The organism is Synechocystis sp. LKSZ1 (genome assembly GCF_040436315.1).
In the GTDB taxonomy this organism is placed as follows: domain Bacteria; phylum Cyanobacteriota; class Cyanobacteriia; order Cyanobacteriales; family Microcystaceae; genus Synechocystis.
The window spans coordinates 2587234-2613640 of the sequence record NZ_AP031572.1; the positions used below are offsets into that span (position 1 = coordinate 2587234).

General features: G+C 52.8%; 25 protein-coding genes. 17 read left to right on the top strand and 8 right to left on the bottom strand.

Translation table 11 applies throughout. The annotated features are described in order from the left end of the window. The first annotated feature begins 125 nt into the window (after positions 1-125). From ABXS88_RS11725 to ABXS88_RS11735, 3 genes are read left to right on the top strand one after another with little or no spacing between them, the layout of a single operon-like run. Complete coding sequence (locus ABXS88_RS11725; RefSeq protein WP_353672229.1) at positions 126-443, top strand: hypothetical protein; 318 nt, start codon at positions 126-128, stop codon at positions 441-443. A gap of 34 nt (positions 444-477) precedes the next feature. Then, a complete protein-coding gene (locus ABXS88_RS11730; protein ID WP_353672230.1) occupies positions 478-864 on the top strand; it encodes a hypothetical protein in 387 nt (128 codons plus the stop codon). Positions 865-889: 25 nt separating this feature from the next. Continuing rightward, positions 890-1162, top strand: coding sequence for a hypothetical protein (locus ABXS88_RS11735; protein ID WP_353672231.1), 273 nt, complete (start codon positions 890-892; stop codon positions 1160-1162). Between the two features lie 87 nt (positions 1163-1249). On the opposite strand, the gene ABXS88_RS11740 is transcribed toward ABXS88_RS11735, so the two are convergent. Further along, a complete protein-coding gene (locus ABXS88_RS11740; protein WP_353674816.1) occupies positions 1250-2014 on the bottom strand; it encodes a tetratricopeptide repeat protein in 765 nt (254 codons plus the stop codon). Positions 2015-2114: 100 nt separating this feature from the next. Beyond that, positions 2115-2648, bottom strand: a complete 534-nt coding sequence (gene purE, locus ABXS88_RS11745; protein ID WP_353672232.1) for a 5-(carboxyamino)imidazole ribonucleotide mutase — start codon at positions 2646-2648, stop codon at positions 2115-2117. 110 nt (positions 2649-2758) lie between these two features. On the opposite strand from purE, the gene ABXS88_RS11750 reads away from it, so the two are divergent. From ABXS88_RS11750 to ABXS88_RS11775, 6 genes are all read left to right on the top strand, one after another. Next, a complete protein-coding gene (locus tag ABXS88_RS11750) occupies positions 2759-3115 on the top strand; it encodes a single-stranded DNA-binding protein (RefSeq protein WP_353672233.1) in 357 nt (118 codons plus the stop codon). 17 nt (positions 3116-3132) lie between these two features. Next, on the top strand, positions 3133-4263 hold the full coding sequence (locus ABXS88_RS11755; RefSeq protein WP_353672234.1) for a glycosyltransferase: 1131 nt from the start codon (positions 3133-3135) through the stop codon (positions 4261-4263). Between the two features lie 110 nt (positions 4264-4373). Continuing rightward, positions 4374-5105, top strand: coding sequence for a sugar transferase (locus ABXS88_RS11760; protein ID WP_353672235.1), 732 nt, complete (start codon positions 4374-4376; stop codon positions 5103-5105). Positions 5106-5342: 237 nt separating this feature from the next. Beyond that, positions 5343-6431 (top strand): GDP-mannose 4,6-dehydratase, encoded by a 1089-nt coding sequence (gene gmd / locus ABXS88_RS11765; protein WP_353672236.1) that lies wholly within the window; start codon positions 5343-5345, stop codon positions 6429-6431. A 230-nt stretch (positions 6432-6661) separates the two neighbouring features. Beyond that, on the top strand, positions 6662-7867 hold the full coding sequence (locus tag ABXS88_RS11770) for a phosphoglycerate kinase (protein WP_353672237.1): 1206 nt from the start codon (positions 6662-6664) through the stop codon (positions 7865-7867). A gap of 170 nt (positions 7868-8037) precedes the next feature. Continuing rightward, the gene (locus ABXS88_RS11775; RefSeq protein ID WP_353672238.1) at positions 8038-10548 is read left to right on the top strand and encodes a penicillin-binding protein 1A; all 2511 of its coding nucleotides are present in this window, start codon (positions 8038-8040) and stop codon (positions 10546-10548) included. 149 nt (positions 10549-10697) lie between these two features. Here the strand turns inward: ABXS88_RS11775 and ABXS88_RS11780 are convergent, their stop codons facing one another. The 6 genes from ABXS88_RS11780 to ABXS88_RS11805 form a co-directional block, all read right to left on the bottom strand. Continuing rightward, positions 10698-12707: a ribonuclease R family protein gene (locus ABXS88_RS11780; protein WP_353672239.1), complete on the bottom strand. Its 2010-nt coding sequence runs from the start codon at positions 12705-12707 to the stop codon at positions 10698-10700. 97 nt (positions 12708-12804) lie between these two features. Further along, complete coding sequence (gene cobO, locus ABXS88_RS11785) at positions 12805-13416, bottom strand: cob(I)yrinic acid a,c-diamide adenosyltransferase (RefSeq protein ID WP_353672240.1); 612 nt, start codon at positions 13414-13416, stop codon at positions 12805-12807. 30 nt (positions 13417-13446) lie between these two features. Further along, the gene (gene pheS / locus ABXS88_RS11790; RefSeq protein WP_353672241.1) at positions 13447-14442 is read right to left on the bottom strand and encodes a phenylalanine--tRNA ligase subunit alpha; all 996 of its coding nucleotides are present in this window, start codon (positions 14440-14442) and stop codon (positions 13447-13449) included. Between the two features lie 162 nt (positions 14443-14604). Beyond that, positions 14605-15570, bottom strand: coding sequence for a chlorophyll synthase ChlG (gene chlG, locus ABXS88_RS11795; RefSeq protein WP_353672242.1), 966 nt, complete (start codon positions 15568-15570; stop codon positions 14605-14607). Positions 15571-15580: 10 nt separating this feature from the next. Continuing rightward, positions 15581-16663 carry an ArsA family ATPase gene (locus ABXS88_RS11800; RefSeq protein ID WP_353672243.1) on the bottom strand — a complete coding sequence of 361 codons (1083 nt, stop codon included), beginning with the start codon at positions 16661-16663 and terminating at the stop codon, positions 15581-15583. A gap of 49 nt (positions 16664-16712) precedes the next feature. Further along, a complete protein-coding gene (locus ABXS88_RS11805; protein WP_353672244.1) occupies positions 16713-16910 on the bottom strand; it encodes a DUF2862 domain-containing protein in 198 nt (65 codons plus the stop codon). 166 nt (positions 16911-17076) lie between these two features. Here ABXS88_RS11805 and ABXS88_RS11810 point away from each other — a divergent pair, with 166 nt between their 5' ends. The 8 genes from ABXS88_RS11810 (at position 17077) to ABXS88_RS11845 (ending at position 26249) form a co-directional block, all read left to right on the top strand. Next, entirely contained in the window at positions 17077-17895 is an 819-nt protein-coding gene (locus ABXS88_RS11810; protein ID WP_353672245.1) for an ABC transporter permease, read from the top strand. Positions 17896-17906: 11 nt separating this feature from the next. Next, positions 17907-18665 (top strand): ABC transporter ATP-binding protein, encoded by a 759-nt coding sequence (locus ABXS88_RS11815; RefSeq protein WP_353672246.1) that lies wholly within the window; start codon positions 17907-17909, stop codon positions 18663-18665. 19 nt (positions 18666-18684) lie between these two features. Continuing rightward, positions 18685-19617 carry an NAD(P)-dependent oxidoreductase gene (locus ABXS88_RS11820; protein ID WP_353672247.1) on the top strand — a complete coding sequence of 311 codons (933 nt, stop codon included), beginning with the start codon at positions 18685-18687 and terminating at the stop codon, positions 19615-19617. A 104-nt stretch (positions 19618-19721) separates the two neighbouring features. Continuing rightward, on the top strand, positions 19722-21254 hold the full coding sequence (gene malQ, locus ABXS88_RS11825; protein ID WP_353672248.1) for a 4-alpha-glucanotransferase: 1533 nt from the start codon (positions 19722-19724) through the stop codon (positions 21252-21254). 196 nt (positions 21255-21450) lie between these two features. Further along, entirely contained in the window at positions 21451-23253 is a 1803-nt protein-coding gene (ftsH, locus tag ABXS88_RS11830) for an ATP-dependent zinc metalloprotease FtsH (protein WP_353674817.1), read from the top strand. 3 nt (positions 23254-23256) lie between these two features. Beyond that, the gene (locus tag ABXS88_RS11835; RefSeq protein ID WP_353672249.1) at positions 23257-23421 is read left to right on the top strand and encodes a DUF2256 domain-containing protein; all 165 of its coding nucleotides are present in this window, start codon (positions 23257-23259) and stop codon (positions 23419-23421) included. 30 nt (positions 23422-23451) lie between these two features. Next, positions 23452-24000, top strand: coding sequence for an NUDIX hydrolase (locus tag ABXS88_RS11840; RefSeq protein ID WP_353672250.1), 549 nt, complete (start codon positions 23452-23454; stop codon positions 23998-24000). Positions 24001-24209: 209 nt separating this feature from the next. Continuing rightward, positions 24210-26249 (top strand): elongation factor G, encoded by a 2040-nt coding sequence (locus ABXS88_RS11845; RefSeq protein ID WP_353672251.1) that lies wholly within the window; start codon positions 24210-24212, stop codon positions 26247-26249. The last annotated feature ends 158 nt before the right edge of the window (positions 26250-26407 follow it).

Genomic DNA, 26407 nt, shown 5'->3' on the forward strand with positions numbered 1-26407 from the left:
GAGTAGAAAAACCAGGGGAGCGACCAAGCCAACGTCGGAAGTCGTTGTGTCATGCTGATGACAGTGGTTTGCTCCCTATTTTTCTTGGGGGTGGGACCGGATGCAGCTCAGCGGGAGAGTAGACCATGACAACCAAGCACGGATTTTTATTAGTTCTAGTAAGTTTATCAATACTAGAGCCAGTGAACTTGGCTTCGGCCCTAGAGGTACAAGTCGGAACTATTCGTATTCAGACCCCAGGGCCTACTCCGCCCCGTCGTCGTCCAGTTCCTAGCAAATACCGTGCTCATCCCCAGTTTTCCGCCCCGGCGGCCTCCCGCCAAACCCTAGAAATGTACTGTGTCTCTAGTAATGGTCAGGCTGTTCAATCCCTACGCCAGACCACCTCTAGTAATTCTCAAGCCAGTAGCCGTCGGGTGTGGGTCTATCAAGATTGCCAATAAAACACCGTTGAAACGACCTTTAGGAGCAATTCCGATGATGGGAAAAGTTTTACCCCTAAGTTTATTGTACTGTTCTGGTGTCCTGGTCATGGGACTTATTGAAGCGAAGGCCGCACAGGCCCAGTGTATTCAAGCTGATGTTTCCATTCAGTACAACATTAGTGGTTCTCAGGAACCTACTCGGCGCAGTAATGATGTCACCATGGCTAGTGACCGCAACTGCTCCGGTAATATCAGCGTTACCAAGGGAGTCCAGGGCAATATTGGCGGCAGCGGCCCCCTAGAGCAACGGCGAGTCGTCGAACATCGCCAACAGGGGGGCCAGGGCAATCCCAGCGGTGTGAATCCACCGACGGTACAAATCAAAACGAATGCCACCGCCGATGTCTATAACGCGGCGGATAAATACCTCAAACCCTAGGCGGGTCTAGTAAAGGAGCAACACAATGATGGGATTTTCTGCGGGTTATTGGTGGACTCTGGGCTATGTCCTCTTGCTGTTTGGTCTCGGCCTGCCTGCTTCTGCTCAGGTAGCGGCCCAAGGAGCCAGTCAAGACACCCTGATTAACGGTGATAATAACCAAGTTACCCAGGTGATTAACCAGACGATTATTAACCACCCTGGCCGAGCCCGTGCTTTGCTCAAGGAGGACAAGGTTAAAAGCAATAATGGACGATATTCGAGGGAACCGAAGGACAAGTCGTCTCATAAAGAATAGAGGGACTCCTCCGCCTACTGCCCTGGCCCTTTTCGATTATCATGCGCGAACTCTCCTTAACATTCAGGAGAGTTTTTTGTCATTACACTACTGCAAGGTAAGAAACCGTTCTAGGGCCTGCACCATACTAGGAGGCCAACGGCGGACATGCTTAACCCAGTCAAGGTCTTGATAGCGATTATCGATACCAACGGCGGCAACCCAATGACTTTCCGCTTCACCTTGTTGACCATCCACCCACAGTACCGCAGTCAAGGCGGCCCGCATGTCAGGAAACATCGGGTATTTGCGCACCAGATCCCGCATCTGTTTAATAGCTTCCGTGGGCCGACCCACTTCATACAAGGCCAGGGCCTCGTTAGCTCGAGCAAAGGCAAAGTTCGGTGCAATTTCGGAGGACTTGTGAAAATCCGCCAGGGCCTGTTGCCATTGACCTAGTCCCGCTTCGGCATTCCCCCGATTGTTATAGGCCATGGGATCCTGTGGATCGATTTGCAAAACTTGGTTATAGTCCCGGATGGCCGCTTGAAATTGGCCCTTACCCTCCAAGGCCGCACCGCGATTGAGATAGGGATCGGGTTGGTCCGGGGCAAGACGGATCGCCTCATTGAAGTCGGCAATGGCCTCATCCAATTTGTGCTGGCTCACCCGTGCATTACCCCGATTACTCCAGGCGGCAGGGTTCTGGGGGAAAGTCTCAATAAGTTGGCTCCAGTAAACTTCAGCCTGGGTAAAATTTCCTTGCTCAGTGGCTTCAAAGGCCTGTTGGGCGATGGCTTCTCCCTCCTGAACCTGGGCTTCTGAGGGAACAGGAGCGATTTCTTCAGCTTGTACTGGTAGGGGCAAGACCAGGGCCAAGGCCCAATACAGCAAAGCGAGGCCCAGCCCTAGGCGACGGCGCTGATTCGCGTTCAAAAACATCCTCACCCTCAAATAGACTAGGTACTAATCCTCAATTATGGCCCATCTCTGTCAAATAGGCCTGATAGCCTACGTCTTCTAGCAGGCGTTGCTTCTCCAACACCGTTGTTTCCAGCTCTTGACGATAGGCCAGAACTCGCTCCAACAAGTCCGGATCGTGGCTCCCAAGCATCTGAACCGCCAACAGGGCCGCATTGGTGGCATTACCGATAGCGACAGTGGCTACGGGAATTCCGGACGGCATCTGGACAATGGAGTAGAGAGAATCCAGGCCCTGTAAACTTTTGCTCTGTACCGGGACGCCAATCACGGGCAGAGGGGTTAGAGCCGCTACCATCCCTGGCAGATGGGCCGCGCCGCCCGCCCCGGCAATAATCACCTTCAGACCCCGCTGATGAGCCATTTTGGCATAGGCCACCATTCTTTCCGGTGTCCGATGGGCCGAGACAATGGCGATTTCGTAGGGGATGGTAAATTGGTCGCAGATGGTTGCGGCCGCCTGCATGGTTGGGAGGTCGGAATCGCTCCCCATAATGATGCCGACAAGAGGGGAAGAATGCACCATGGCCCTAGGTTGCTTAAGTAAAGGTTATCAACCGTATTGTGCCGTATTTTTTTCCCCTGGCCTTAGAATGACTAGGGATTGTTGTTGTTTCTCCCTGGAGCCAGGTCGTCATGAGTATTAATGTTGTCAACCTCGTCGGTCGAGCCGGCCGTGACCCAGAAGTCCGCTATTTTGAATCGGGGAGCGTGAAATGCAACTTCACTTTAGCGGTGAATCGGCCTACCAGTAAAAGTGATGAGCCAGACTGGTTTGACTTGGAAATTTGGGGTAAAACCGCTGAAATTGCCGCCAACTACGTCAAAAAAGGCAGTTTGGTCGGTATCCAAGGGTCTCTTAAAATTGAAACCTGGAATGACCGCAATAGCGATGCCAAACGTTCTAAGCCGGTAATCAAGGTAGATCGCTTAGAGTTGTTAGGCTCCAAGCGGGATAATGCCAGCGCACCGGATATGCCTAGCGAATTTTAAGGTCACTGTCCCTCTCCATGAAATCTGCCCTTGTCCACGAATGGTTAACCCCAAAGGCTACAGGGGGGTCTGAACTCGTTGTCCAGGCCATCCTGGCGCAAATACCGGCGGATGTCTATGCGCTCATTGATTTTGAATCCAGCAATCCTAACAGTTATCTGTACGGCCGACGGATTGGCACGACCTTTTTGCAACACTTTCCCCTAGCCCACAATGGCGTACAAAAATATCTGCCCTTTTTGCCCCTGGCCATTGAACAGCTAGACCTGCGGCCCTACGACCTTATTCTTTCCTCTTCCCATGCCGTGGCCAAGGGGGTCTTGGCGACTCCCCAGCAACTGCACATTTGCTACTGCCATACCCCCATGCGCTATGCCTGGGATCTGACCTTTGACTATCTAGATAACAGCAAAGTGGGCCGGGGCCTGCCTGGATTCCTAACCCGTTATTTGCTCCATCAACTGCGCCAATGGGATGTGATTTCTGCCCATCGTGTCGATTACTTTATCGCCAACTCTCGTCACACGGCCCGACGCATTTGGCGGTGCTATCGACGGGAGGCCAAGGTAATCTATCCCCCCGTTGACCTCCAACGCTTCACGACTCAAGTTCAAAAAGCCGACTATTACCTAACGGTTTGTCGTCTAGTCAGCTACAAAAAAGTAGAACTGATTGTTCAGGCCTTTAACCAGTTGGGCCTGCCCCTGATCGTAATCGGTGATGGCCCGGAACTCTCTCGTTTACAGGCCCTGGCCCGGCCCAATATTCAGCTCCTCGGCAATCAACCCAACGCCGTTGTCGAGAAATACATGGCGGAAGCCAAAGCCTTTGTCTATGCGGCCTGTGAAGACTTTGGTATTGCCCTAGTAGAGGCTCAGGCCTGTGGCACGCCGGTGATTGCCTACGGCCAGGGGGGAGCCCTAGAAACCGTGGTCGATGTCCAGCAATTTCCCGAACAAGGCACGGGGCTTTTCTTTCGAGAGCAAACCGTAGCGGCCCTGGTGAAAGCGGTTGAAACTTTTTCGGAAATTCAGCATCAATTTAAGCAAGAGAATTGTCGTCAGCAGGCGACTAACTTCTCCCCCCAAGTCTTTGCTGAGGCCTACACGGCCTTTGTGGAGCAGTGCCGTCAAGCGTTTTTTTCCTAACGCAGCGGTGAAACCGTTCCAGTTTTTTAGCCGGGCTTGCCTAAATCGGGTAATCTGGCTTTATGATTAGGGACAATGTGGTGTGATGTGAAGTGATGTGAAGGAGTACGATGACTGCGAATAGCCAATTGATCTCCGTCAAGGCCCTGCAAGCTTTGATGAGACGCGGATTTGCCCCCACGGTCCTACCCCGCCGGTATCGAAGAAGTAGTGTCACTGCCCTGAATGGAGCCGTTGCCAAACGACTATTTGATATTGTATTTTCCTCGGCAGTCCTCGTTTTATTTTCGCCCCTCTACCTTATCCTCTCGGTGCTGATCGCGGTTAGTTCCCCCGGCCCGATTTTTTATGTGCAGCAGCGAGTCGGCAAGAACCATCGCCCCTTCAACTGCTATAAGTTTCGCACCATGGTCACCAACGCCGATGAAGTGTTAGAAAACTTATTGGCCAAGTGTCCCCAGACTCGCGAAGAATTTGAAACTAACTTTAAACTCCGGGACGACCCCCGTATCACTTGGATTGGCAAGTTTTTACGCCTCACTAGCCTGGATGAATTTCCCCAGTTTTGGAACGTCCTCAAGGGGGATATGAGCGTAGTCGGCCCCCGACCTCTGGTACCTGAAGAACTCCACAAGTACGGCAATCGCATTAATCGCGTGTTAACGATTCGCCCTGGACTGACAGGCCTTTGGCAGGTGTCTGGCCGCAATGATATTCCCTACCCCCAACGGGTGCAAATTGATGTTTACTACGTCAACTATCGGACCTTTTGGCTAGATTTATGGGTAATTATTAAAACCCTAGGAGTGGTGATCTTCCCTAACAACAATGGCGCTTATTAAGCTAACTCCCAACACTTAAGGGTGAAGGTCACATACCCCACAAGAGGTGTTTTTCCTCCCTAAATTCGCCAATACTAGCGGATATAGGAGGATGACCCTTGGAATGAATTACCGACGTCTCGGCCCCACTAAAAAACGAGTAGGGTTGGAGTCCTGGTCTTGATCAGTGTATCCCAGAATAGGGCTCTGGTATTCTAGGGAGAGATCTACCATTCACATTAGGATTACTTTCCCTCTATGTCCGATGCCAAAGTCGCCCTAATCACCGGCATTACCGGTCAAGATGGTTCCTATCTGAGCGAATTATTACTGGAAAAAGGCTATATTGTCCACGGCATTATTCGTCGCACCTCCACCTTCAACACCGACCGCATCGACCACCTCTACGTTGATCCCCACGATGCTGAGGCCCGCCTCCGCCTCCACTACGGCGATCTGAGTGACGGCACGACCCTCCGGCGTCTGCTAGAGGCCATTCAGCCGGTGGAAATTTATAATCTCGGCGCCCAGTCCCACGTCCGCGTTAGTTTTGATTCCCCGGAGTACACGGTGGATGTGGTGGGCATGGGGACCCTGCGCTTGCTTGAGGCCATCCGCGACTACCAACACCGCACGGGCATCCAAGTTCGTTTCTACCAAGCCGGATCCTCGGAAATGTTTGGCCTGGTGCAAGAAGTTCCCCAGCGAGAAACGACGCCGTTTTATCCCCGCAGTCCCTACGCCTGTGCCAAGGTCTATGCCCATTGGCAGACGGTCAATTATCGAGAATCCTACGATTTATTTGCCTGTAATGGAATACTGTTCAACCACGAATCCCCCCGGCGCGGAGAAACCTTTGTTACTCGCAAAATTACTCGGGCCCTGGCCCGTATTGTGGCCGGAACGCAAAAAAAACTATACCTAGGCAATCTAGACGCGAAGCGGGATTGGGGTTACGCCAAGGATTCCGTCCAGGCCATGTGGAAAATGTTGCAACATTCCACCCCAGGGGATTATGTGGTGGCAACAGGGGAAACCTACTCGGTGCGAGATTTCCTGACCCAGGCCTTTGAGTATGTCAATCTTAACTGGCAGGAATATGTAGCCTTTGATGAACGGTATCTACGTCCAGCGGAGGTGGAATTATTGATCGGCGATCCCAGTAAGGCGAAGACCACTTTGCAATGGCAACCTTCGGTGACTTTTCAGGAGTTAGTCCACTTGATGGTCGAGGCCGATCTGGCGGTGCTGGGTTTAGCCTCCCCCAACCAAGGAGAGCGGGAACGGGCCCTATTGGCGGCAGATAATGCCTATGTTCGTCGTCCCCTCAAGACCATAGTGGATTAGGGAAAATAATCACCTAATTTTTTGAAAGACTGGGGAATTTGTCCAAAGCGATTTCAACCTAAAATCTGGCGGAGCGTAAATGCCCCAACTCAGTCCCTAGCAACACTGCGTTGGCTTTATGGCCCTTCTTCCCTCCCATTTGTTAAAAAAATAAGTTGTCGGAAGAGACATTGGCTGATTTAATTTGGGTTAAACAAACTTAACACCTATAGCATCAGGAGGAATTGGCTGTGCCCAAGAAATCAATCGCAAATTTAACAGAAGCCGATGTGGCCGGTAAGCGCGTCTTTGTCCGGGTGGACTTTAATGTTCCCCTCGATGATGCCGGCAAGATTACGGACGATACTCGTATTCGGGCGGCACTGCCAACCATTCAAGACTTATTGAAAAAAGGGGCCAAGGTTGTTCTGGGTAGCCACTTTGGTCGTCCCAAAGGCAAAGTAGTTGAGAGTATGCGCTTAACTCCTGTGGCCCAGCGCCTGTCGGAGTTATTGGGACAAACCGTGGTGATGTGTGAAGACTGTGTTGGCGATGCAGTGACCACGGCCATTGCTGGCCTCGACAATGGGGGCGTTGCCTTGTTAGAGAACCTCCGCTTCCATGCCGAAGAAGAGGCCAATGACCCGGCCTTCTGTCAACAGCTAGCGGCCAATGCGGATCTGTACGTTAACGATGCTTTTGGCACGGCTCACCGGGCCCATGCTTCCACCGAAGGGGTGACCCAATACCTCAGTCCCTCTGTGGCCGGTTATTTAATTGAAAAAGAACTGCAATTTTTACAGAGCGCCATCGAAGAACCCAAACGACCCCTGGCGGCGATTGTCGGTGGTTCCAAAGTTTCTAGCAAAATCGGCGTAATTGAAACCCTTTTGGAAAAATGTGACAAGCTGATTATCGGCGGCGGCATGATTTTTACCTTCTACAAGGCCCGGGGCCTGAGCGTGGGTAAATCCCTGGTGGAAGAAGACAAATTAGAATTGGCTAAAGCCCTAGAAGCTAAGGCCAAAGAACGTGGCGTTCAACTACTCTTGCCTACGGATGTGGTGGTAGCCGATGCCTTTGCCGCTGATGCCAACGCCCAAACCGTCAGCATTGACAACATTCCCGACGGTTGGATGGGACTGGATATTGGCCCGGATTCCATCAAAGTCTTCCAGGAGGCCCTGGCGGATTGTGCCACGGTGATTTGGAATGGCCCGATGGGGGTTTTTGAATTTGACCAATTTGCCGCTGGCACCGAGGCTATTGCCCACACCTTGGCTACCTTAACCGGGAAAGGGGCCACGACCATTATTGGGGGGGGAGATTCCGTTGCCGCCGTTGAAAAAGTCGGGGTTGCCGAGCAAATGAGTCATATTTCCACTGGAGGAGGCGCCAGTCTGGAATTGTTGGAAGGTAAAGTCCTGCCCGGCATTGCCGCCCTGGATGAACTTTAAGTCCCATCGGCTTTCTCTCCGAGCCTAAGCCGACCGGAATCGGAGGAGAGATACTGCTAGGATCGTGATCTATGTGATTGCCAGGGAAGTCGGATAAGCTGTCACACAAGCAACTATTTGGCCCCCTCAAAAGTCAGTAAACTATTCTAGGTATTCTCTCCCCGGTCATCGTGTTCCAGCAGTTTACCCGTCCTCTCAAACATCATCTTAGTCAGGCTCTGCGTAGCTTGGCGGAAAGCCTTGAGCCATCGCCTGGAGTAACTGCGGCCCTGCAAACCCCAGGTGATGACCCCGGCCTCGGTTCGCCGGCAGATCCTGATCAGAGCAGGGCCTTAGAAGACGTGACTAGCGCCGACCGACCAAATCCAGAGCATCGCCAACTCGAGGAAAATGGTACAGTTCCAACTGCGGTGATCGCCCGTGCTCCCCAGGAGTTAACAGAAAAAAACACAATGGCCCCGACTAGCGAACGGCCGAGTCGTCGTCCACGTCGTAAATCCCGCCGCCGTCGTCCAACCTTAGCGGTTCCCCTGGAGAAGCTTGGCCAGTGGGCCCAGCAGCCGCATTTCTGGCTCTGGACAGGTTTAGGAACGGGGGCCAGCGCGGCCTTAATCTCCCTAGGAGTGGGCGTTTATTGCCTCGAGGCCATGACCCAGGAATCGATGGAAGAGGTTTTAACCTATGCCCCGCCAGGTACCTTGACCATCAAAGCCAATGATGGCAAGGTGTTGCAGGAAATTGGGCCAGTGAGCCACGATCTTGTCAAAATGGGACACATTCCTCCTTTAGTGGAAAAAGCCTTTGTGGCTAGCGAGGATCGCCGTTTTCAAGAGCACCGGGGTGTTGATTTTCAAGGGATTGCCCGGGCTATTTTTTCCAATCTCCAGGCTGGAGAATTAGTGGAGGGAGGAAGCACCATTACACAACAATTGGCTCGCCTCGTTTTCCTGACCCAAGAACGGACTTTTGGTCGTAAAATCCGGGAAGTACGTCTGGCTCAGAAAATTGAAGCCACCTTTTCCAAGGAACAAATCCTAGAGCGCTATCTCAACTTGGTCTATCTTGGCTCCGGGGCCTACGGTGTAGCAGATGCAGCCTGGGCCTATTTCAGCAAGACCCCCGACCAGTTAACCCTAGGAGAAGCAGCAACTCTGGCTGGGGTTGTCCCTGCTCCCAGCCTGTATTCTCCTCTCGTTAATTTAGACGCAGCCAAGACTCGCCGCAATGAAGTTCTAACAACCATGGCCGAAGTGGGTTTTATTACGCCCCAAACGGCCCAGCAGGCCATCGCCCAAACACTAGTAGTCAAACCGAGTCCCCTCAAGCGCTTTGAGCGGGTAGCTCCTTTCTTCACAGATTATATTTTGCAGGAATTGCGGGGCAAAGTCCCCGAGACCCAACGCCGGGCCGGGGGCATTACAGTGATGACCACCCTCAACCCGGTTTGGCAAAGCCAGGGAGAAGCAATCCTGAAAAAATCGGTGGCAGAGTATGGGCATTGGCAAGGTTTTTCAGAAGGGGCCTTGGTGGCCCTCGATCCTCGTACTGGTGCCATCAAGGCCATGGTAGGCGGCAAAGATTATCAAACCAGTCAATTTAACCGTGTCACTCAGGCCAGGCGTCAACCTGGTTCAACTTTTAAACCTATTCTCTACGCCACGGCTATCGCGGCAGGGATTTCTCCCAATCGCGCCTATCTCAATTCCCCGTTTACTGTGAATGGCTATACTCCTGAAAACTATGGAGATAGCTATACCGGCAACTGGATGCCCCTGCGGGAAGCCCTGACTAACTCGGTAAACGTCGTTGCGGTTCGCCTGCTCCTAGATGTGGGCTGGAACCCCGTGATTACGACAGCTCGCAAGATGGGCCTACAATCCAAATTAGAACCAACCTATTCCTTGGCCCTGGGGGCCTGGGAAATGACACCTCTGGAAATGACCAGTGCCTACGGCACCTTTGCCAATAAAGGCGTGCACGTAACCCCCTATGCGATTCAGCAGGTGGTGGATAGCAAGGGCCGGATACTATACAAGGCCCAGCATCAGCAACAGGTGGCCCTAGATCCAGGCACCAATGCCATCATGACGTCCTTCATGCGGAGCGTCGTCACCTCTGGTACGGGGCGGCCTGCGCAACTAGGGGATCGTCAGGTGGCAGGTAAAACCGGAACCTCTGATAAAGCCAAGGATCTTTGGTTTATTGGCTATATTCCCCAACTGGTGACAGGGGTCTGGCTCGGCAATGATAACAGCAAGCCCACCCGCGGAGCGAGTAGCACCGCCGCCTTGATCTGGGGCCAGTTTATGACTAAGACGACTCAGGCCATGCCCGTACAATATTTCCCGCCCTTGCCCAAGCCCTTGGAGGGACGAAAACCCACCATCCAGGCCGAACCGATTCGACGTCGTCGGATCACCCTTTTGGCTCCGGTTAATCCGACTGGCTCTGAACAGGTTACTCCCCCTGCCTCGGAAACCCCCCGCCGTCGTCGCAGTCGTCGCCGTGAGTTAAGCCAACCCCAGGAGCCAGCCCCTCAAGGAACTCGTGAATTAGCGCCAAGGGCCGCCCTTGCCCCCGCGCCGAGCACTTCTACATCGGTCACTGAAACCCCACCGACTAGTAGCGGTGAACTGCCGGCTCCCCCCGCGGCTTATAAATCAGAGCCAGCCACGGAATAACGTAAACGATCTTCTGCCAATTCAAAATTTCTGCTGCTAAGTTGAAGCAATGTTTAGAACAAGTGGAGGGGGATAACGGTTCTCTCGATGATCAAGTAGATAAATTTTGGGCGTGTTGTCGGCCATCATTACAACGGCAGCCTCAAGACCTAGAGCGTTTCGGGAATTGACAACTCCCGAAAACGAATTTCGTCTCGGTGGGGATCGGCCTGGCTGACCTGCACAATCAATCGGTCACCAGGGGAGACGGGCCGCTCAAAACGGTGGGGTAATTCTAGACCTAATTCTTCTAGCAGCAGTAGGCCCAATTTTTCGTCTTCCCGTAACCAGCGCAGAACCAATCCCTGCCAGGCCTGGTCTGCATTGCGCCGCAGATATTCCAAACTCCAGTAGCGGTTACTTTGACGCTCAACAGAGGTGGCTTCCTGGGCCGATAGTACGACACTGTAGAGAATTTGTTGGACTTGGTCGCTAGAAAACGGCAGGGCCTCACCCCGGAGATGGGCCTTGATTTGAAAATGGGACAGCAGATCGGTATAGCGACGAATGGGCGAAGTCACTTGGGTATAGAGGTCTAGGCCCAGACTGGCATGACGGGAAGGGGTAATACTAACCTCACTACGGGGCATACAACGTCGTACCGCACAGGAACGGACGGGGCCAGCGGGAAGGAGAAGCAGTTCTTCTTCGGGCGGTAGTTCGGGTTGGGGTTGGCCTCGGAAGGGCACGGGAAGATTATGGGTTTGGCAGTAGCGACCAGCCACTTCTCCGGCTAGAATCATCATTTCGGCCACGAGTTGCCGAGAGGGAGATCCTTCTAGGAGTTGAATGTAAATTTCCTCCGCCGCATTGACCTTAATCACCGCCTCCGGCATCTGGATGTTAATGGCTCCCTGGGAACGCCGCCAATGGTGTCGTCGTTTAGCCGCCTGGGCCAAGATCCCCACCTCCGGCTCCTTTTGAATACCGAGATGCAACATTTCGTCCACATCATCGTAGGTAAGGCGATAGGTCGGCCGGACGATACTGGCGGCAATTTGAAAGTCAAGTACCTCGCCCTCGGAGGATAAAATTACCCCAAAACTCAGGGCCGGGCAGAGTTGCCCTTGAATTAAACTCATGGGCCCGGTGGCCAACTCCGGGGGAAACATGGAAATCATGCCCGTGGGTAAGTACAAGCTGGTACTGCGCTTGCGGGCCTCCAGATCCAAATCATCATTGGGGCGGACTAGGCGGCTGGGATCGGCAATATGAATCCACAGACGATGGTGGTCTTCTCCTAGGATCTCCACGCTCAGGCCATCATCGATTTCCGCCGTACTCTCATCATCAATCGTATAGACCTTGAGATGGGTTAGGTCTAGGCGTTGCTCGTCGGGATCGGCGGGCGGTTCATGGAGAAGAGAGTGGGCCAAGTCGGATACCTTAAAGGAAAATTGGCGGGGATAGGAACTTCGACGTAGGAAAAGATTTTCGTGGGTACTCCACCAGCCTAATTCTACCAAGAGACGAAAGGCCGCTTCAGGGGTTTGGGCCCGTCCTAGGGTATCCAGGAGGTCTTGGGCCTGACGATGATTTAACTCTGGTTGCAGGACAAAACGTTCCAGGGCCTCAAGTTTGGGTCGGTCACTATCTTGCCAGGCCTGAAACGGCTCAGGTTGCTGGAGGGCCTGCTGTAAACGCGCTAAAAATCCTAGACGCTCGGCTTCCCGTTGCTCCGCCACGGCCTGTTGATGTTTGATTTCTTCGACTTGACTCAGGGAACGGGGTTCGTAGGCGTCTCCCTTCTGTTTGAAAAAGACTTTATCCTCCGCCAGCAGACTATGGGCCACGTAACAAAAGAGGGGGGATTGGTCAGAAAATAAAATATTGGCTAATTCGGCGGGGGTGATGGCTTGGCCATCCTCCACCAGTAATTCCCAGGCCACCTCCAGGCTAGAAGGATCGAGGTAGGTTTGGCTATTTTGCCAAAAGACTTTAATCTCCTGGGGTTGGTACGGCCCGCCAGGAATTTCATACTCTACCCGCTGGGGACGAATTTTGTGGCTTTGGCCCCCTTGATCGATCACAATCCAGTCCTTTTTGCCATCGGGACGGTCTACCACGGCTAAACGGCGCTCTCCCTGGAGCCGGAATTCAATCAGCTTGCCTTTTTCCACCGAAATTACTCTACGATTGTGACGGATGATCCAGCTTTGATTTTACAAGGTCTGGCCCTCTGCGTTCGGGGTCTAGCCAGGCCATCGCAGTCAACGCTTAAAATTCAATACCCGGCTGGGCTTTAACATTTTGCTCCCGGAAGGGATGCTTCACTAGGGTCATTTCGGTGACCAGATCCGCCCGTTCAATCAGGGCCGCCGGGGCTCCCCGGCCGGTTAAAATAACGTGGCTCAGGGGGGGCTTCTCCGCCAGGCCGGCTAGTACTGTTTCCACGTCCAGGTACCCTAGCTTCAGGGCCACATTCACTTCATCCAACAGCACCAACTTAAATTCGGGATTGCGCAGATAACCCAGGGCCATTTCCCAGGCCTTCTGGGCCATGACTTTATCCCTTTCACGGTCTTGGGTTTCCCAGGTAAAGCCTTCCCCCATCGCCTGAAATATCAGTTGGTCTTGCCAGGGACTAAAGGCCCGTTTCTCGGCTGGTTCCCAGGCCCCCTTGATAAATTGCACAATGGCCACGCGGTAGCCATGCCCCAGGGAGCGGAGCACCATCCCCAGGGCCGCCGTGGTTTTCCCCTTACCATTGCCCGTATGGACAATAATCAAGCCCTGTTCACTTTTGGCCTCGGCAATGCGTTGATCTTGAACGGCCTTGCGGCGTTCCATTTTCGCTTTGTACTGGTCGTCACGGAGGGACTGGGTCATGGGGATAATTCCGAGAAAAGGCAATGAAGCTTAGAACTGGCGCAGAAAACGCAGATCGCTGGTATAGAGGTGACGAATATCATCAATTTGGTGCAAGACCATGGCAAAGCGTTCGATGCCAAAGCCGGCGGCAAAGCCCGTGTAACGTTCTGGATCATAGCCCACGGCTTTCATCACGTTGGGATCTACCATGCCACAGCCCATCACCTCAAGCCATTTCCCTTGCCATTGGACATCTACTTCTGCTGAGGGTTCTGTAAAGGGAAAATAGCTGGCTCGGAAACGGACGGGCAGGGCCTCACCGAACATCTGGCGCACAAATTCCTTGATCGTGCCCTTGAGGTGGGTAAAGGTCAGACCTTCGTCAATGGCCAGTACCTCAACCTGATGGAAAACTGCCGAATGGGTAGCATCCACCGTATCCCGACGATACACCCGACCTGGCGCGACAATGCGGATCGGCGGCTCATGGCTCTCCATATAACGGATCTGTACCGGGGACGTGTGGGTACGGAGCAAGCGCCCATCCCCTAAAAAGAAAGTATCCTGCATATCCCGTGCGGGGTGATCTGCGGGAATATTCAACGCCTCAAAGTTATAGTAATCTGTCTCCACTTGGGGCCCGGTGGCGATGCCGTAACCCAGACCCACAAAAATATCTAAAACCTTGTCAATCGTACTATTGAGGGGATGCTGACGACCCAGGGGCCGATAAACCCCCGGCATGGTGACATCAATGGTTTCCGCCGCTAACTTGGCCTGGATCTCTGCTTGTTGCAGGGCCTGCTTGCGCTGGTCTAACTGGGCTTGGAGGGCCTCTTTAACCTCATTGGCAATGGCCCCTAGGCGGGGACGCTCGTCGGCACCGAGTTTACCCATCCCCCGCAGAATTAGGGAGAGTTCCCCTTTTTTACCCAGGTACTGGATCCGGAGTTGTTCGAGAGTGGTGAGATCCGTCACCGCCGCAATGGCCGTTTGAGCCGTTTGTTGGAGCGTTTGTAATTCGGACTCAAGGGGAGAAGTCATAGGAACGAGCAATAAACGATGGCCATTTTCCACCATACCCTATCCGGTCAACCTTGAACCACGCGAAGAATGTCGCCTAGTTGTTGCTTCCAGGGGGTTTCGAGGCATTCCACTGAGGCTCTGGCTGTTGATCTGTCCTGCCATCAACAACGGGGACTCCCGCTAAATCCCAGCATGACCTAACGCTAGGCCCGTTACCAGCATGCCAATCACTAAGAATGGTTGGGCGCTGGCCTGATACTTCACATCGTTTTCCAGGGGATTACGCAGAAAATACATGTCCTGGAAGGTAATTTGGGGAATGATTAACAGCAGGACGATGGTGGCGTAGAGATTCTCGCGGATACTGATTAAATAGCCCGCAATACCGGCCTGGAAGACATCAATCATAACCACGCAGATCCAGGCGGCGGCAGTGATGCCAAACATCACCGGCAAGGATTTCAGGCCGAGTTGGCGGTCTCCCTCCACACTTTTGAAGTCGTTGACCACCGCAATACCCAGGCCCGCCAGACTATAGATCAGGGTCAACACCATGATCGTACTGTTGAGTTCCCCAAACAGAGCATGGCCGGCCCACCAAGGCAAGGCAATGTAGCTGGCCCCGAGGGCATAGTTACCCAACCAGCCATTTTGTTTGAGCTTCAGCGGTGGTGCGGAGTAGATGTAGGCAATCAGGGCCCCGCCCAAGGTCAAGACAGTCATAATGGGAAACTCGTGTTGAGCCCAGAGATCAAGACCGTAGGCTACGCCAATCCCCCCTAGGAGCAAGACTAAAATTTGCGTCACCACCTGCCCCAAGGAAATGGCCCCGGAGGGAATAGGCCGGTAGGGTTCGTTAATGGCATCGATCTCACGGTCATAGAAATCGTTGAGGGTTTGGGTATAGCCAGTCATCAAGGGCCCGGAGAGAAGCATACAAGCCAAAACCTTGATCACGTTTTCTAAGCTCCAGACATAACCGCCGGAGGACGCGGCCCCACAAATGACCCCCCAGATTAGCGGAATCCAGGTAATGGGTTTCATCAGTTGGAGGCGAATTTTCCAGACCGAGGTTTCACCAGGAGCAGCTCCCTTCATCCCTAGCAGTTGTCTAGTTTTAGCCTGGTTTTCACTGGCGTTCGTCATAGGTTAGAACTTAAAAAGAAATAATTAGGTAATGGTCTTGGAACTTGGCACCGGTTACGGCTTGGCCCCGCAGGGGGGCTGGTAGGTCGATATTACGCCGTTGGTCTCCGGCTTCAATGGTAATTTCCGGGCCGTATTGGGTGAGTTTGACCTGTTTTTTATCAAAACCGGGCAGAAAAACCTTCACTTGGCGGGCAGTTAAATCAATGTCTAAGGGCCGGGGGGCTGTTGTTTCTGCTAGAAGATCCGGCAAGCTTTGCACTAATTCTGGCCAGTTATCCCCCTGGAAAGTCGCTAGGGCCGTCATTGGTAAGGGGGGAAATTCCTGATTGATCTGGCCCTGCCCCGGCGTCACTAAAACACCTTTGACGGTCAGGCCGACCTGCTGGGCACCACCCCAGAGGGCCTTAGCCCCGAGAACGGCCACTGGTGCCGGCGTCGTTACCAGATAGGCAGCGAAACGACGGGGGTCGGCTAGAAAGGTTTTGCCCGTTTCTAACAGATTATTGAGACCTTGGGGATTTTGGGTTAATTCTTCTAAATTCCAGGCCCCGTTTAGTAGCGCCCCGGCTACCGGCTGGAGAAAGGGACTGACGGTTTTAATCACCTCTGAACCGTCCAACACCTGACGAAATCGCCGCCAGTACCAACTGGCAATTTCCGCGACGCCTAGCATCCGTAGCGTATTGAGGTTGCCCGGCCCATCATACAGAATCACATCGTAGCGGTTGCTCTGGTCGTATTCCCGCAGGGCATTGAGAATTAGAATCTCATCCATACCGGGTAAAACCCCCAGTTCCTGACCGTAGATGTTTTTCAGAGTAGGAGAGCGCAGATATTGGGATTCCAATTCCTTGACTTGTTCCCAGCCCCGTTCCAACAGAGCGGTGGTCGTGAGGTTAAGGGCGAAAAAGTTGGTCTCAACTTCCCTGGGCTGTTCATGGAGAGGGGTGCCGAGGTAGAAGCCGAGACTCGGGTCTTGGCCGAGGAGTAATACTCGTTTCCCTTTTTGGGCCAAACTTTTGGCTACGGCGATGGCTGTAATACTACGGCCTGTGCCTCCCTTCCCTAAAAAGGTCAGAATAGATGCCATGGGAATTCAGTCAGTAAGGGTCAAGGTATAAAGGGCCATTGGGCCGGGTCTAGAGGGGTTTTAACTCGTCTTCAAAAAACCAAGTGGCGGTTCTATCATCAAAGGCCACCACAGCGCCAATCCCGCTACCATCGGTCATCTTAAATTCTTTAACCGTGCCAGTTTTACCCAATTTGCCGATTACATCCTGGGAAACCCGGTCTCTGAGCCGATAAACTTTAACTTTTTGACCAATTTCGATTGCCATAGGGATTAAGAAAAAATAACATAGTGCGGTAGATCACCCCTCAGTTTAGCGGAATTTGGAACCCTTCGCCCCCAGGAACGCCCAGGGTCTTCCTTCCCTCGACAAAAAGAACCACTGTCGATACAATGACCCTTTAGTCCTTGACAGGCCGTCTTGCCCATCACCTATGGCTCTTTCGATACCCGCCCGCGCTAAGTGGTCTCCGGTTCAGCGCTACTTAGAACTTCTGCATATCCTAGTTGAGCGCAACCTCAAAGGTCGGTATCGAGGCTCGTTTTTGGGAGTCTACTGGTCTTTACTCAATCCCCTAATCATGACCGGGATTTATACGGCGATTTTTGGGGCCGCCTTTAAATCCTTCTACGGTGGTTCGACTATCAATTATATGTTGGCTGCCTTCACCGGACTGATCGTGATTAACTTTTTTTCTGCTGCGACAAACCAAGCCCTGGCTAGCGTGGTGGGGTCAGGGCCATTGATGAATAAGATTCGTCTGCCAATCACGGTTTTTCCCCTCTCCATGATCGTCTCCAATGTTTTTCAGTTCGTGGTCGGCCCCCTACCTCTCTTAGCTATCATCACTTTTCATAAATCCTGGGGATCAGGCTGGTGGTTGGTGAATACCCTTTGTTTGCTCTTGCCACTACTGTCCCTAAGTTTAGTTTGCGCTGGGGTTGGCTATTTGGTGAGCGCCCTTTATGTCTTCTTTCGGGACTTACCCTACTTTTACGAACTGGTTTGTTTTGTTCTCTGGATTGGCTCTCCTATTTTTTACCCCGTGGAGATTGTGCCCAAACCCGTACAGGCCTTCCTGATTATCAATCCTCTTATGCCGATCATTGAAAGTATTCGTCAACTTTCCCTAAATGCTGAAAGGCCCGACCTGCTGATGATTGGGCACGGTTTACTCAACGGTATTATTCTCCTCGCTATCGGTTGGAGCTGCTTCCGGGCTTGGCAAAATCAGTTTATGGACTTGCTGTAACCTTTTACTAGATGACTGAAGTTATTCGCTTAGACCAGGTGTCGTTGTATCGTAGAACTCAAGAGGAGTTTTCCTACGATTTAAAGCGCACGATTTTATCTATCCTTGAGGGCAAGTATCGTAAGCCTAGCCGTAAACTTATTCTCGACCAATTGGATTTAGTGGTAAACTCCGGCGAGAAAATTGGCATTATTGGTTCCAACGGCTCTGGAAAATCCACCCTCTTGAAAGTCATCTGTGGCATTCTCCAACCGACGAAGGGCTCCCTCAAAGTCCGGGGAGAGATTGCCCCCTTAATCGAGCTAGGGGGAGGATTCGATGGCGACTTATCCGTTAAAGATAACATCATCCTCTACGGGGTAATGTTGGGCTTTTCCCGTCAGGAAATGAAGGAGCGCATTCCCTCCATTTTGGATTTTGCGGAACTGCAAGAGTATGCCTATGCGCCGGTCAAGGCCCTGTCCTCCGGCATGATGGCCCGTCTGGGCTTTGCCATTGCGACGGATGTAGAGCCTAATATCTTAATTCTCGATGAAGTCCTTTCCGTGGGAGATGAAAGCTTTAAGCATAAATGCCAGGCGCGGATGGATAGGCTCTGGAACCATGACACCACAATTCTGGTAGTATCACATGGGCTGGAATTCATTAAAGAATCTTGTCAACGAGCCATTTGGCTAGACCGCGGTCGGATTCGCTTCTCAGGCCCAGCGGAAGACACGATCCACCATTACCTAGAGGCGGTTCGGCAAAAGGAAACCGTCGGTACTTAAAACCATAGTTGAGGAACCCATGAAAATTTTAATCACCGGAGGAGCGGGTTACATCGGCTCGGTCTTAACCCCGATCCTGCTAGCGGCAGGCTATGAAGTCACGGTTGTTGATAGCTTTATATTTCGGCAAAATAGCCTGGCGGAATGCTGTCATTACGATACGTTTGAAGTGGTTCGGGGGGACTGTCGTGATCAGGCCTTAATCAAGGATTTACTCAAAGATGCGGATGCGATTATCCCCCTGGCGGCCCTGGTGGGGGCCCCCCTCTGCGCTCGTGATCAGGTTGGAACCCAGACGATCAACCAAGATGCAGTGGAAATGATCTGTCGCCTGGCTAGTCCCCAGCAACGAATTTTGATGCCCGTGACCAATAGCGGCTATGGCATTGGAGAGGCGGGTAAATTTTGTACGGAAGAAAGTCCTCTACGGCCCATTTCCCTCTATGGTGTGACCAAGGTAGCGGCGGAAAAAGCGGTTTTAGAACGAGAAAATAGCATCACCTTCCGCCTGGCAACGGTCTTTGGCATGGCTCCCCGTATGCGCACCGATCTGTTGGTGAATGACTTTGTTTATCGGGCCTTTTATGACCGTGCTGTGGTGATTTTTGAGGGTCACTTTAAGCGCAACTACATCCATATCCGGGATGTGGCCAAGGTCTTTTTGCATGGATTGGAAAATTTCGAGGCCATGAAGGGCAAAGCTTATAATGTGGGTTTAGAGGATGCCAACCTGTCTAAGCTAGAGCTTTGTGCCAAGATTAAGGAACATTTGCCCAATTTTGTTTACCTAGAGGCCCCCATCGGCGAAGACCCCGATAAACGGGACTACATTGTCTCCAACCAGCGGATCCTGAGCACTGGGTTTACCCCGGATTGGTCGTTGGATCGGGGCATTAAGGAACTGATCAAGGGCTATACGATCCTCCGCAATAGCATTTATTCCAACGTCTAGGCCGGGCGGTCGAGGATTTCGTTAAGGGCCGTAAACAAAATGCTTCGGCCCCCGGTCGCCTCGGTACACTTGGGGGAGTTCCTTTCCATGGACGTTCTGAGTGAATGTTAAACCAGCGCTGTAGCGGTATCTTATTGCATCCCACTTCCCTCCCCGGTCGTTTTGGCATCGGGGATCTCGGGGAAGAAGCCTACTGTTTTGTAGATTTCCTGGCCCAGAGTGGCCAAAGTATTTGGCAAATTTTACCCCTAGGGCCAACGGGCTTTGGCAATTCGCCCTACCTCTGCTACTCGGCTTTGGCCATTAATCCCCTACTGATTAGTCCTGAGAAGCTTGTTGAAGACCAGCTTTTACCCCCGGAAATTTTGGAGCAGATCCCGGAATTTCTCAATGCTCGTATTGATTTTGAGGCGGTTCGGGCCTATAAAATGCCCTTGTTTCAACAGGCCTGGGCTCGGTTTAAAAACCAGGTAGGGCCGGACTTAACGGCAGAGTTGCAACAATTTTGTCAGAGCCAAGCGGACTGGCTCGCAGACTATGCTCTCTTTATGGCCCTCAAGGAAGCCTTAGCCGGTAGTAGTTGGCATACTTGGGACATTGCCCTGGCCCAGCGTCATCCCGAGGCCTTGGCCCAATGGCGAGAACAGTTAGCGGAGGAAATAGCCTATCAGCAATTTTTGCAATTTATCGGTTTCCGGCAGTGGCAGGCTCTGAAAACCTACGCGAATCAGCGCCATATTGCTATTTTCGGCGATATTCCCATCTATGTCGCCCACGACAGCGCTGACGTCTGGGCCAATCCGGATAACTTTTGTCTGAATCCGGAAACCGGAGAAGCGGCCCTGATGGCGGGTGTGCCACCGGACTATTTCAGTGAAACGGGCCAACTTTGGGGTAATCCTGTCTATAGCTGGCCCGCCTTGCAAAAAACCCAGTTTGCCTGGTGGGTCAAGCGCTTCCGGGCCATTCTGCAGTATGTTGATATTGTTCGCATCGATCATTTTCGGGGTTTCGAGGCCTATTGGGCCGTCCCGGAAGGTGAAACAACAGCTATGAACGGGACTTGGGAAATGGCCCCTGGTCGGGAATTTTTCCAAGTTCTACAGCAGGAGTTGGGAGAAGACTTACCCATTGTGGCGGAGGATTTAGGGGTGATTACTGCAGAGGTCGAGGCCCTGCGGGATGATTTTGACTTTCCAGGCATGAAGGTTCTCCATTTTGCCTTTGACTCTGACCGAGACAATCCCTTTCTCCCTTTTAACTATATCAACCCTAATTGCATTGTCTATACCGGCACCCACGACAACGATACGACGGTGGGCTGGTTCTACGGCCGGTCAGAAGAGGAACAAAAGCGGGTCACAGATTACCTCGGCTGTGTCTGTCCCGAAGGTATCCATTGGAGTCTAATCCGCCTCGCCATGGGGTCAGTGGCCCGGATCGCCATTTTTCCCCTCCAGGATATTCTGGGCTTTGGTAACGATACCCGCATGAACCTACCGGGAACTGCAGAGGGCAATTGGGGCTGGCGCTACCACCCTGACCACCTAACAACAGATCTCGCCAATCATCTGGACTTTGTGACGACGCTCTACGGCCGCAAGGTTCATTATCCTGAGGCTACCCCAGAGGCCTAGGACGACGCCTGGGGCGTTTCTCAATGGGCCATTCTCGGAACAACCTCCAACGGGCAAGTTAAGATAGAGGACAGTCTTTAACCTTACTGTCCTTGGCATGCGTCAACGTCTCCTCCCTTCTACCCAGCGCCGGTTTTCATCTCGCTCCCGCTTTTGGGGTCAGTGGCTGGCTAGTTTGGCCCTGGTGCCGGCCCTCTTGACAACGGCTCCAGGCCTAGCCCAGGAAAACTCAGCCATGGGGAGTGGCAAAAACAACCTCACCTACGGTCAACTCTTTCAGGACATTAAGGCCAACAAGGTTAGCAAGGTTGAAATTGACCCCAACCTACAGATTGCTTCGGTAACCTTAAAGGGCCAACCCCAGGACGCTAAACCCAAAACGGTACGCCTGTTTAAAACCAATCCTGAATTGATCGAACTACTCAAGGAAAGCAATGTCACCTGGGGCATTCGCCGCACGCCCGACCATTCCGCTTTGTTTGGACTCTTAACCCATGTCCTGATCGTGGTTATTTTAATTGGCTTAATTGCCATTGTGATCCGTCGCTCAGCCAATATGTCCGGCCAGGCCATGAGTTTTGGGAAGTCCCGGGCCCGTTTCCAGATGGAGGCCAAAACCGGTATCGGCTTTGGCGATGTGGCCGGTATCGACGAGGCTAAAGAAGAACTCCAGGAAGTAGTGACTTTCCTCAAGCAACCGGAAAAATTTACCGCCATTGGGGCCAAGATTCCTCGGGGCGTTTTATTGATTGGCCCACCAGGAACGGGAAAAACTCTTTTGGCCAAGGCCATTGCCGGAGAAGCGGGAGTACCCTTTTTCAGTATTTCTGGCTCAGAATTTGTGGAGATGTTTGTGGGGGTCGGGGCCTCTCGTGTCCGCGATCTGTTTAAAAAGGCCAAGGAAAACGCGCCCTGCCTCATTTTTATTGATGAAATCGATGCGGTAGGTCGTCAGCGGGGGGTCGGCTACGGCGGAGGCAACGACGAACGGGAACAAACCCTCAATCAACTGCTCACGGAAATGGACGGCTTTGAGGGCAACAGCGGCATTATTGTGATCGCCGCTACTAACCGGCCTGATGTGTTGGATACGGCCCTATTACGGCCCGGTCGGTTTGACCGTCAAGTCACGGTAGACTATCCCGACCTCGACGGACGCCATAAAATCCTAGCCATCCACGCCCAAAACAAAAAAATTGCCCCAGAGGTGGAACTGGCCACCATTGCTCGCCGTACCCCTGGCTTTACCGGAGCCGATCTGGCCAACGTAATGAATGAGGCCGCTATTTTCACGGCCCGTCGTCGGAAGGAAGCGATCACCATGGCGGAGGTCAACGATGCCATTGACCGGGTGGTCGCTGGCATGGAAGGGACGCCCCTGGTAGATAGCAAGAGTAAGCGTTTGATTGCTTACCATGAAGTGGGCCATGCCCTGATCGGTACCCTCTGCCCTGGCCACGATCCCGTAGAAAAGGTGACGCTGATCCCCCGCGGCCAGGCCCGGGGCCTAACCTGGTTTACCCCCGATGAAGAACAGAGCCTAATGACGCGCAGTCAACTGATTGCTCGCATTGCCGGTTTACTGGGAGGCCGGGTGGCCGAAGAAGTTATCTTTGGGGCGGATGAGGTTACCACGGGGGCCGGTAACGACATCGAAAAAATCACCTACCTGGCCCGGCAAATGGTGACTAAGTTGGGAATGTCTTCCCTCGGTCTCGTGGCCCTGGAAAATGAAGACGGCACCAATTATCTAGGAGGCGATTGGGGCAAACGTTCCGAATATTCCGAGGAGATTGCTGCTCGCATTGATAAAGAAATTCGCTGGATTGTGGAAGCAGCCCATCGTCGGGCTATCCAAATTTTGGAGGATAATCGGGCCTTGATGGATCGTTTGGTTGATCTTCTGATTGAGCAAGAAACCATTGAAGGTGAACAGTTCCGGCAATTGGTGGCGGAATTTCATCCCCTACCCGACCTCAAGACCATGACCCCGGTCTAGGCTATGAAGAAATCTGCCAATAAGGCCTTTCTGCCCCAAAAACCCTGTCTGGTTTGTGGCCGGCCCTTTACCTGGCGCAAAAAATGGGCCGACTGTTGGGAAGCGGTGAAATACTGTTCCGAACGCTGTCGCCGTCGCCGTTCTTCGGCAGGCCAAGAATCGGGCTAAGATGGAGCCAGTCCCCTCTCTAGCAACCTCATGACCTTTGGTTCCGAACCGGCTCCGATTCTTCAGCAACGTCTCCACTACCAAGGCCGTAAATTTAGCTTTGATGTTAGCCGTCGTCGTTTACCTAATGGGGTCGAAGGGGAGTGGGAATGTATTCGCCATCCCGGTGGGGCCTTGGCGGTTCCCGTCACCGATGATAATCTGTTGATTCTGGTTAAGCAGTACCGCGTTACAGTTCAGGGCCGACTGTTAGAATTTCCTGCCGGTACCGTCGAACCGAACGAAGACCCCGCAGAAACGATTAAGCGGGAACTAGAAGAAGAAACAGGCTATCGGGCCCATCGTTGGCGGCCCATTGGGAAGTTTCCCCTGGCCCCGGGTTATTCCGATGAATATATCTATGCCTTTTTGGCCCAGGAACTAGAGCGTTTGGCCGAGCCACCGGATCAAGACGAGGACGAAGATATTGAAGTCGTTCTGCTCACCTTTGAAGAATTTGAGCAGGCCATTGCCGCAGGAGAACCCATTGATGCCAAAACCATCACCAGCTATTTCTGGATGCGCTACCTGCTTTCCTAGATTTCAATGAAGGCGGTGGAGTCACGAAGGCACTGCTGATAACGCTTCCTTCGGCCCTTGCTAAAGCAACAGTCCCGTAAATTTTGGCAATGTTTCTTCATAGGTCTTCACAGCATTGGGCTGGTATTTTGCGAGACATTACATAGACGATCCGGGAGATTCATTCCTTCGCTAGGCTCAGATCAACCCACCTCAAGACTGGATTGAATATGAGTCAAAACTCGATGGAAAACCTGCGGAATGTTGCTTTGGTTGGCCCCTACGGCAGTGGCAAGACGACCCTTTTAGAAAGCCTGCTCTGGGTGACGGGCAAGGTGACTCGTAAAGGATCAATCAAGGAAGGTAATACAGTTGGAGATGCGAGCCCAGAGGCGCGGGCCCGGGCCATGGGAGTTGAAGTCAACGTTGCCAGTTTAAATTGGGATGACCTGGCGCTGACCATCCTAGACTGTCCGGGTTCCATTGAATTTGCCCAGGAAACCTACAATGCTTTGGTGGGGGCCGGTTCAGCGGTGGTGGTTTGTGAGGCTGATGTGAGTCGAGTCTTGACCCTGGCCCCGTTGTTTAAATTTTTGGATGATTGGGAAATTCCTCACCTGGTGTTTATTAACAAAATGGATCGGGCCAAAAATAGCTTTCTAGAAATCCTCCAGGCCTTGAAAACCATTTCTAGTCGTCCCCTGGTGCCGCAACAATATCCCATTCACCAAGGCGATGACTTGATTGGCTATATTGATCTCGTGACCGAGCAGGCCTACCACTACCATCCCCAGTCCCCGGCTGATCCAGTGCCGCTCCCTCCAGAGCTTGAGGAAGAAGAGCACCTCACCCGTCAGGAAATGCTAGAGGCCCTGGCGGAATTTGATGACCATCTCCTGGAAGAACTGTTGGAAGACATTGCTCCACCCCAGGCCGAAATTGAAAAAGACCTGAAATGGGAATTGGGGGCCGATTTAATTGTGCCGGTACTGTTGGGGGTTGCCGACCAAGACTACGGCGTTCGTCCCCTGCTGGAGATCCTAAAACGAGAAGCCCCAGCCCCCTCCCTCACGGCAGAACGACGAGGCCTGACGATGACAGAGGCCGACGAACCCATTGTGCAAGTCCTTAAAACCTACTTCACGTCCCAGGGAGGCAAGCTATCCTTGGTGCGGGTTTGGCAGGGAATGCTCCAGGAAGGGGGCCTGTTGAATGGAGTTCGTCCTGGCGGTATCTATCGTCTCTTTGGCCAACAACAGCAACCGATCACCCAGGCCCAGGTTGGGGAAGTGGTGGCCCTGGGCCGGTTAGAAGGTATTCAAACCGGGGATACCTTATCTTCCCAGACAGGGATCGAGCCTCTACCCCAGGCCGCTATCCTAGAGCCGGTCTATGCCCAGGCTATCCTGGCTGAAAATCGTCGGGACGAAGTTAAATTAAGTGCGGCCCTGGCTAAGTTAGTCGAAGAAGACCCGGCCCTGCGATGGGGCCAGGAACCAGAGACGAAGGAAGTTGTCCTCTGGGGCCAGGGAGAAATTCATCTCCAGGTGGCCCTCGACCGACTCCGCCGCAAGTATAATTTGCCTCTCCAGGCCCATGACCCCCAAACGCCTTATAAGGAAACCATTCGCCAGAGCGGCAAAGTTCATGGTCGTTACAAGCATCAAACGGGCGGACACGGGGCCTTTGGTGACGTTTACCTGGCCCTGGAACCCCTAGAACGGGGGGCCGGTTTTCGCTTTGAAGAAACCATTGTGGGCGGTGTTGTACCCAAGCAGTACATCCCTGGGGTAGAAATGGGGGTGCGGGAATTTTTGGCCAAGGGGCCCTTGGGTTTTCCGGTGGTGGATATTGCTGTCACCCTCACCGATGGTTCTTACCATAGTGTGGATAGCTCCGAGCAGGCCTTTAAACAAGCGGCCCGGTTGGCGATGACGGAGGGAATGCCCCAATGTCAGCCGCTGTTACTGGAGCCGATTCTGAGTGTTAATATTGCTACCCCATCGGAGTTTACAGCCAAGGTTCTGCAATTGGTGAGTGGGCACCGGGGCCAGATTTTGGGGTATGAACCCCGCAGTGATTGGAAGGCCTGGGATCAGGTTTCGGCCTATCTACCCCAGGCGGAAATGCAGACTTTCATTGTGGAATTGCGTTCCCTATCCATGGGAGTAGGAACCTTTACTTGGCAGTACGACCATCTTCAGGAGGTTCCCGAAAAGCTGACTCAGAGCGTGCTGGCGGGCCAGGCTAATGGCAACGGTAAGGCCTAGGGCCTCGATCCGGCCTGGGGGCTTGCGGGACTTGCCATGACTCCCAAAGTGGCCCCTATCCTAAAAAATGAGGGGCCTGACTTGTGTTTTTTCCTAAGGTTCATTGACCTACCTACAAAAATAGCCCTTCCCAAAAATTCTCCAAAGAACCGTGGCAA

Coding starts and splice junctions, on each gene's coding strand:
- chlG (WP_353672242.1), bottom strand. CDS start 15,570: ATGACGAACGCCAGTGAAAACCAGGCTAAAACTAGACAACTGCTAGGG.
- purE (WP_353672232.1), bottom strand. CDS start 2,648: ATGGTGCATTCTTCCCCTCTTGTCGGCATCATTATGGGGAGCGATTCC.
- ABXS88_RS11835 (WP_353672249.1), top strand. CDS start 23,257: ATGAAGAAATCTGCCAATAAGGCCTTTCTGCCCCAAAAACCCTGTCTG.
- ABXS88_RS11800 (WP_353672243.1), bottom strand. CDS start 16,663: ATGGCATCTATTCTGACCTTTTTAGGGAAGGGAGGCACAGGCCGTAGT.
- ABXS88_RS11820 (WP_353672247.1), top strand. CDS start 18,685: ATGAAAATTTTAATCACCGGAGGAGCGGGTTACATCGGCTCGGTCTTA.
- ABXS88_RS11755 (WP_353672234.1), top strand. CDS start 3,133: ATGAAATCTGCCCTTGTCCACGAATGGTTAACCCCAAAGGCTACAGGG.
- gmd (WP_353672236.1), top strand. CDS start 5,343: ATGTCCGATGCCAAAGTCGCCCTAATCACCGGCATTACCGGTCAAGAT.
- ABXS88_RS11815 (WP_353672246.1), top strand. CDS start 17,907: ATGACTGAAGTTATTCGCTTAGACCAGGTGTCGTTGTATCGTAGAACT.
- ABXS88_RS11840 (WP_353672250.1), top strand. CDS start 23,452: ATGACCTTTGGTTCCGAACCGGCTCCGATTCTTCAGCAACGTCTCCAC.
- malQ (WP_353672248.1), top strand. CDS start 19,722: ATGTTAAACCAGCGCTGTAGCGGTATCTTATTGCATCCCACTTCCCTC.
- ABXS88_RS11805 (WP_353672244.1), bottom strand. CDS start 16,910: ATGGCAATCGAAATTGGTCAAAAAGTTAAAGTTTATCGGCTCAGAGAC.
- cobO (WP_353672240.1), bottom strand. CDS start 13,416: ATGACCCAGTCCCTCCGTGACGACCAGTACAAAGCGAAAATGGAACGC.
- ABXS88_RS11845 (WP_353672251.1), top strand. CDS start 24,210: ATGAGTCAAAACTCGATGGAAAACCTGCGGAATGTTGCTTTGGTTGGC.
- ABXS88_RS11725 (WP_353672229.1), top strand. CDS start 126: ATGACAACCAAGCACGGATTTTTATTAGTTCTAGTAAGTTTATCAATA.
- ABXS88_RS11735 (WP_353672231.1), top strand. CDS start 890: ATGATGGGATTTTCTGCGGGTTATTGGTGGACTCTGGGCTATGTCCTC.
- ABXS88_RS11810 (WP_353672245.1), top strand. CDS start 17,077: ATGGCTCTTTCGATACCCGCCCGCGCTAAGTGGTCTCCGGTTCAGCGC.
- ABXS88_RS11730 (WP_353672230.1), top strand. CDS start 478: ATGATGGGAAAAGTTTTACCCCTAAGTTTATTGTACTGTTCTGGTGTC.
- ABXS88_RS11750 (WP_353672233.1), top strand. CDS start 2,759: ATGAGTATTAATGTTGTCAACCTCGTCGGTCGAGCCGGCCGTGACCCA.
- ABXS88_RS11760 (WP_353672235.1), top strand. CDS start 4,374: ATGACTGCGAATAGCCAATTGATCTCCGTCAAGGCCCTGCAAGCTTTG.
- pheS (WP_353672241.1), bottom strand. CDS start 14,442: ATGACTTCTCCCCTTGAGTCCGAATTACAAACGCTCCAACAAACGGCT.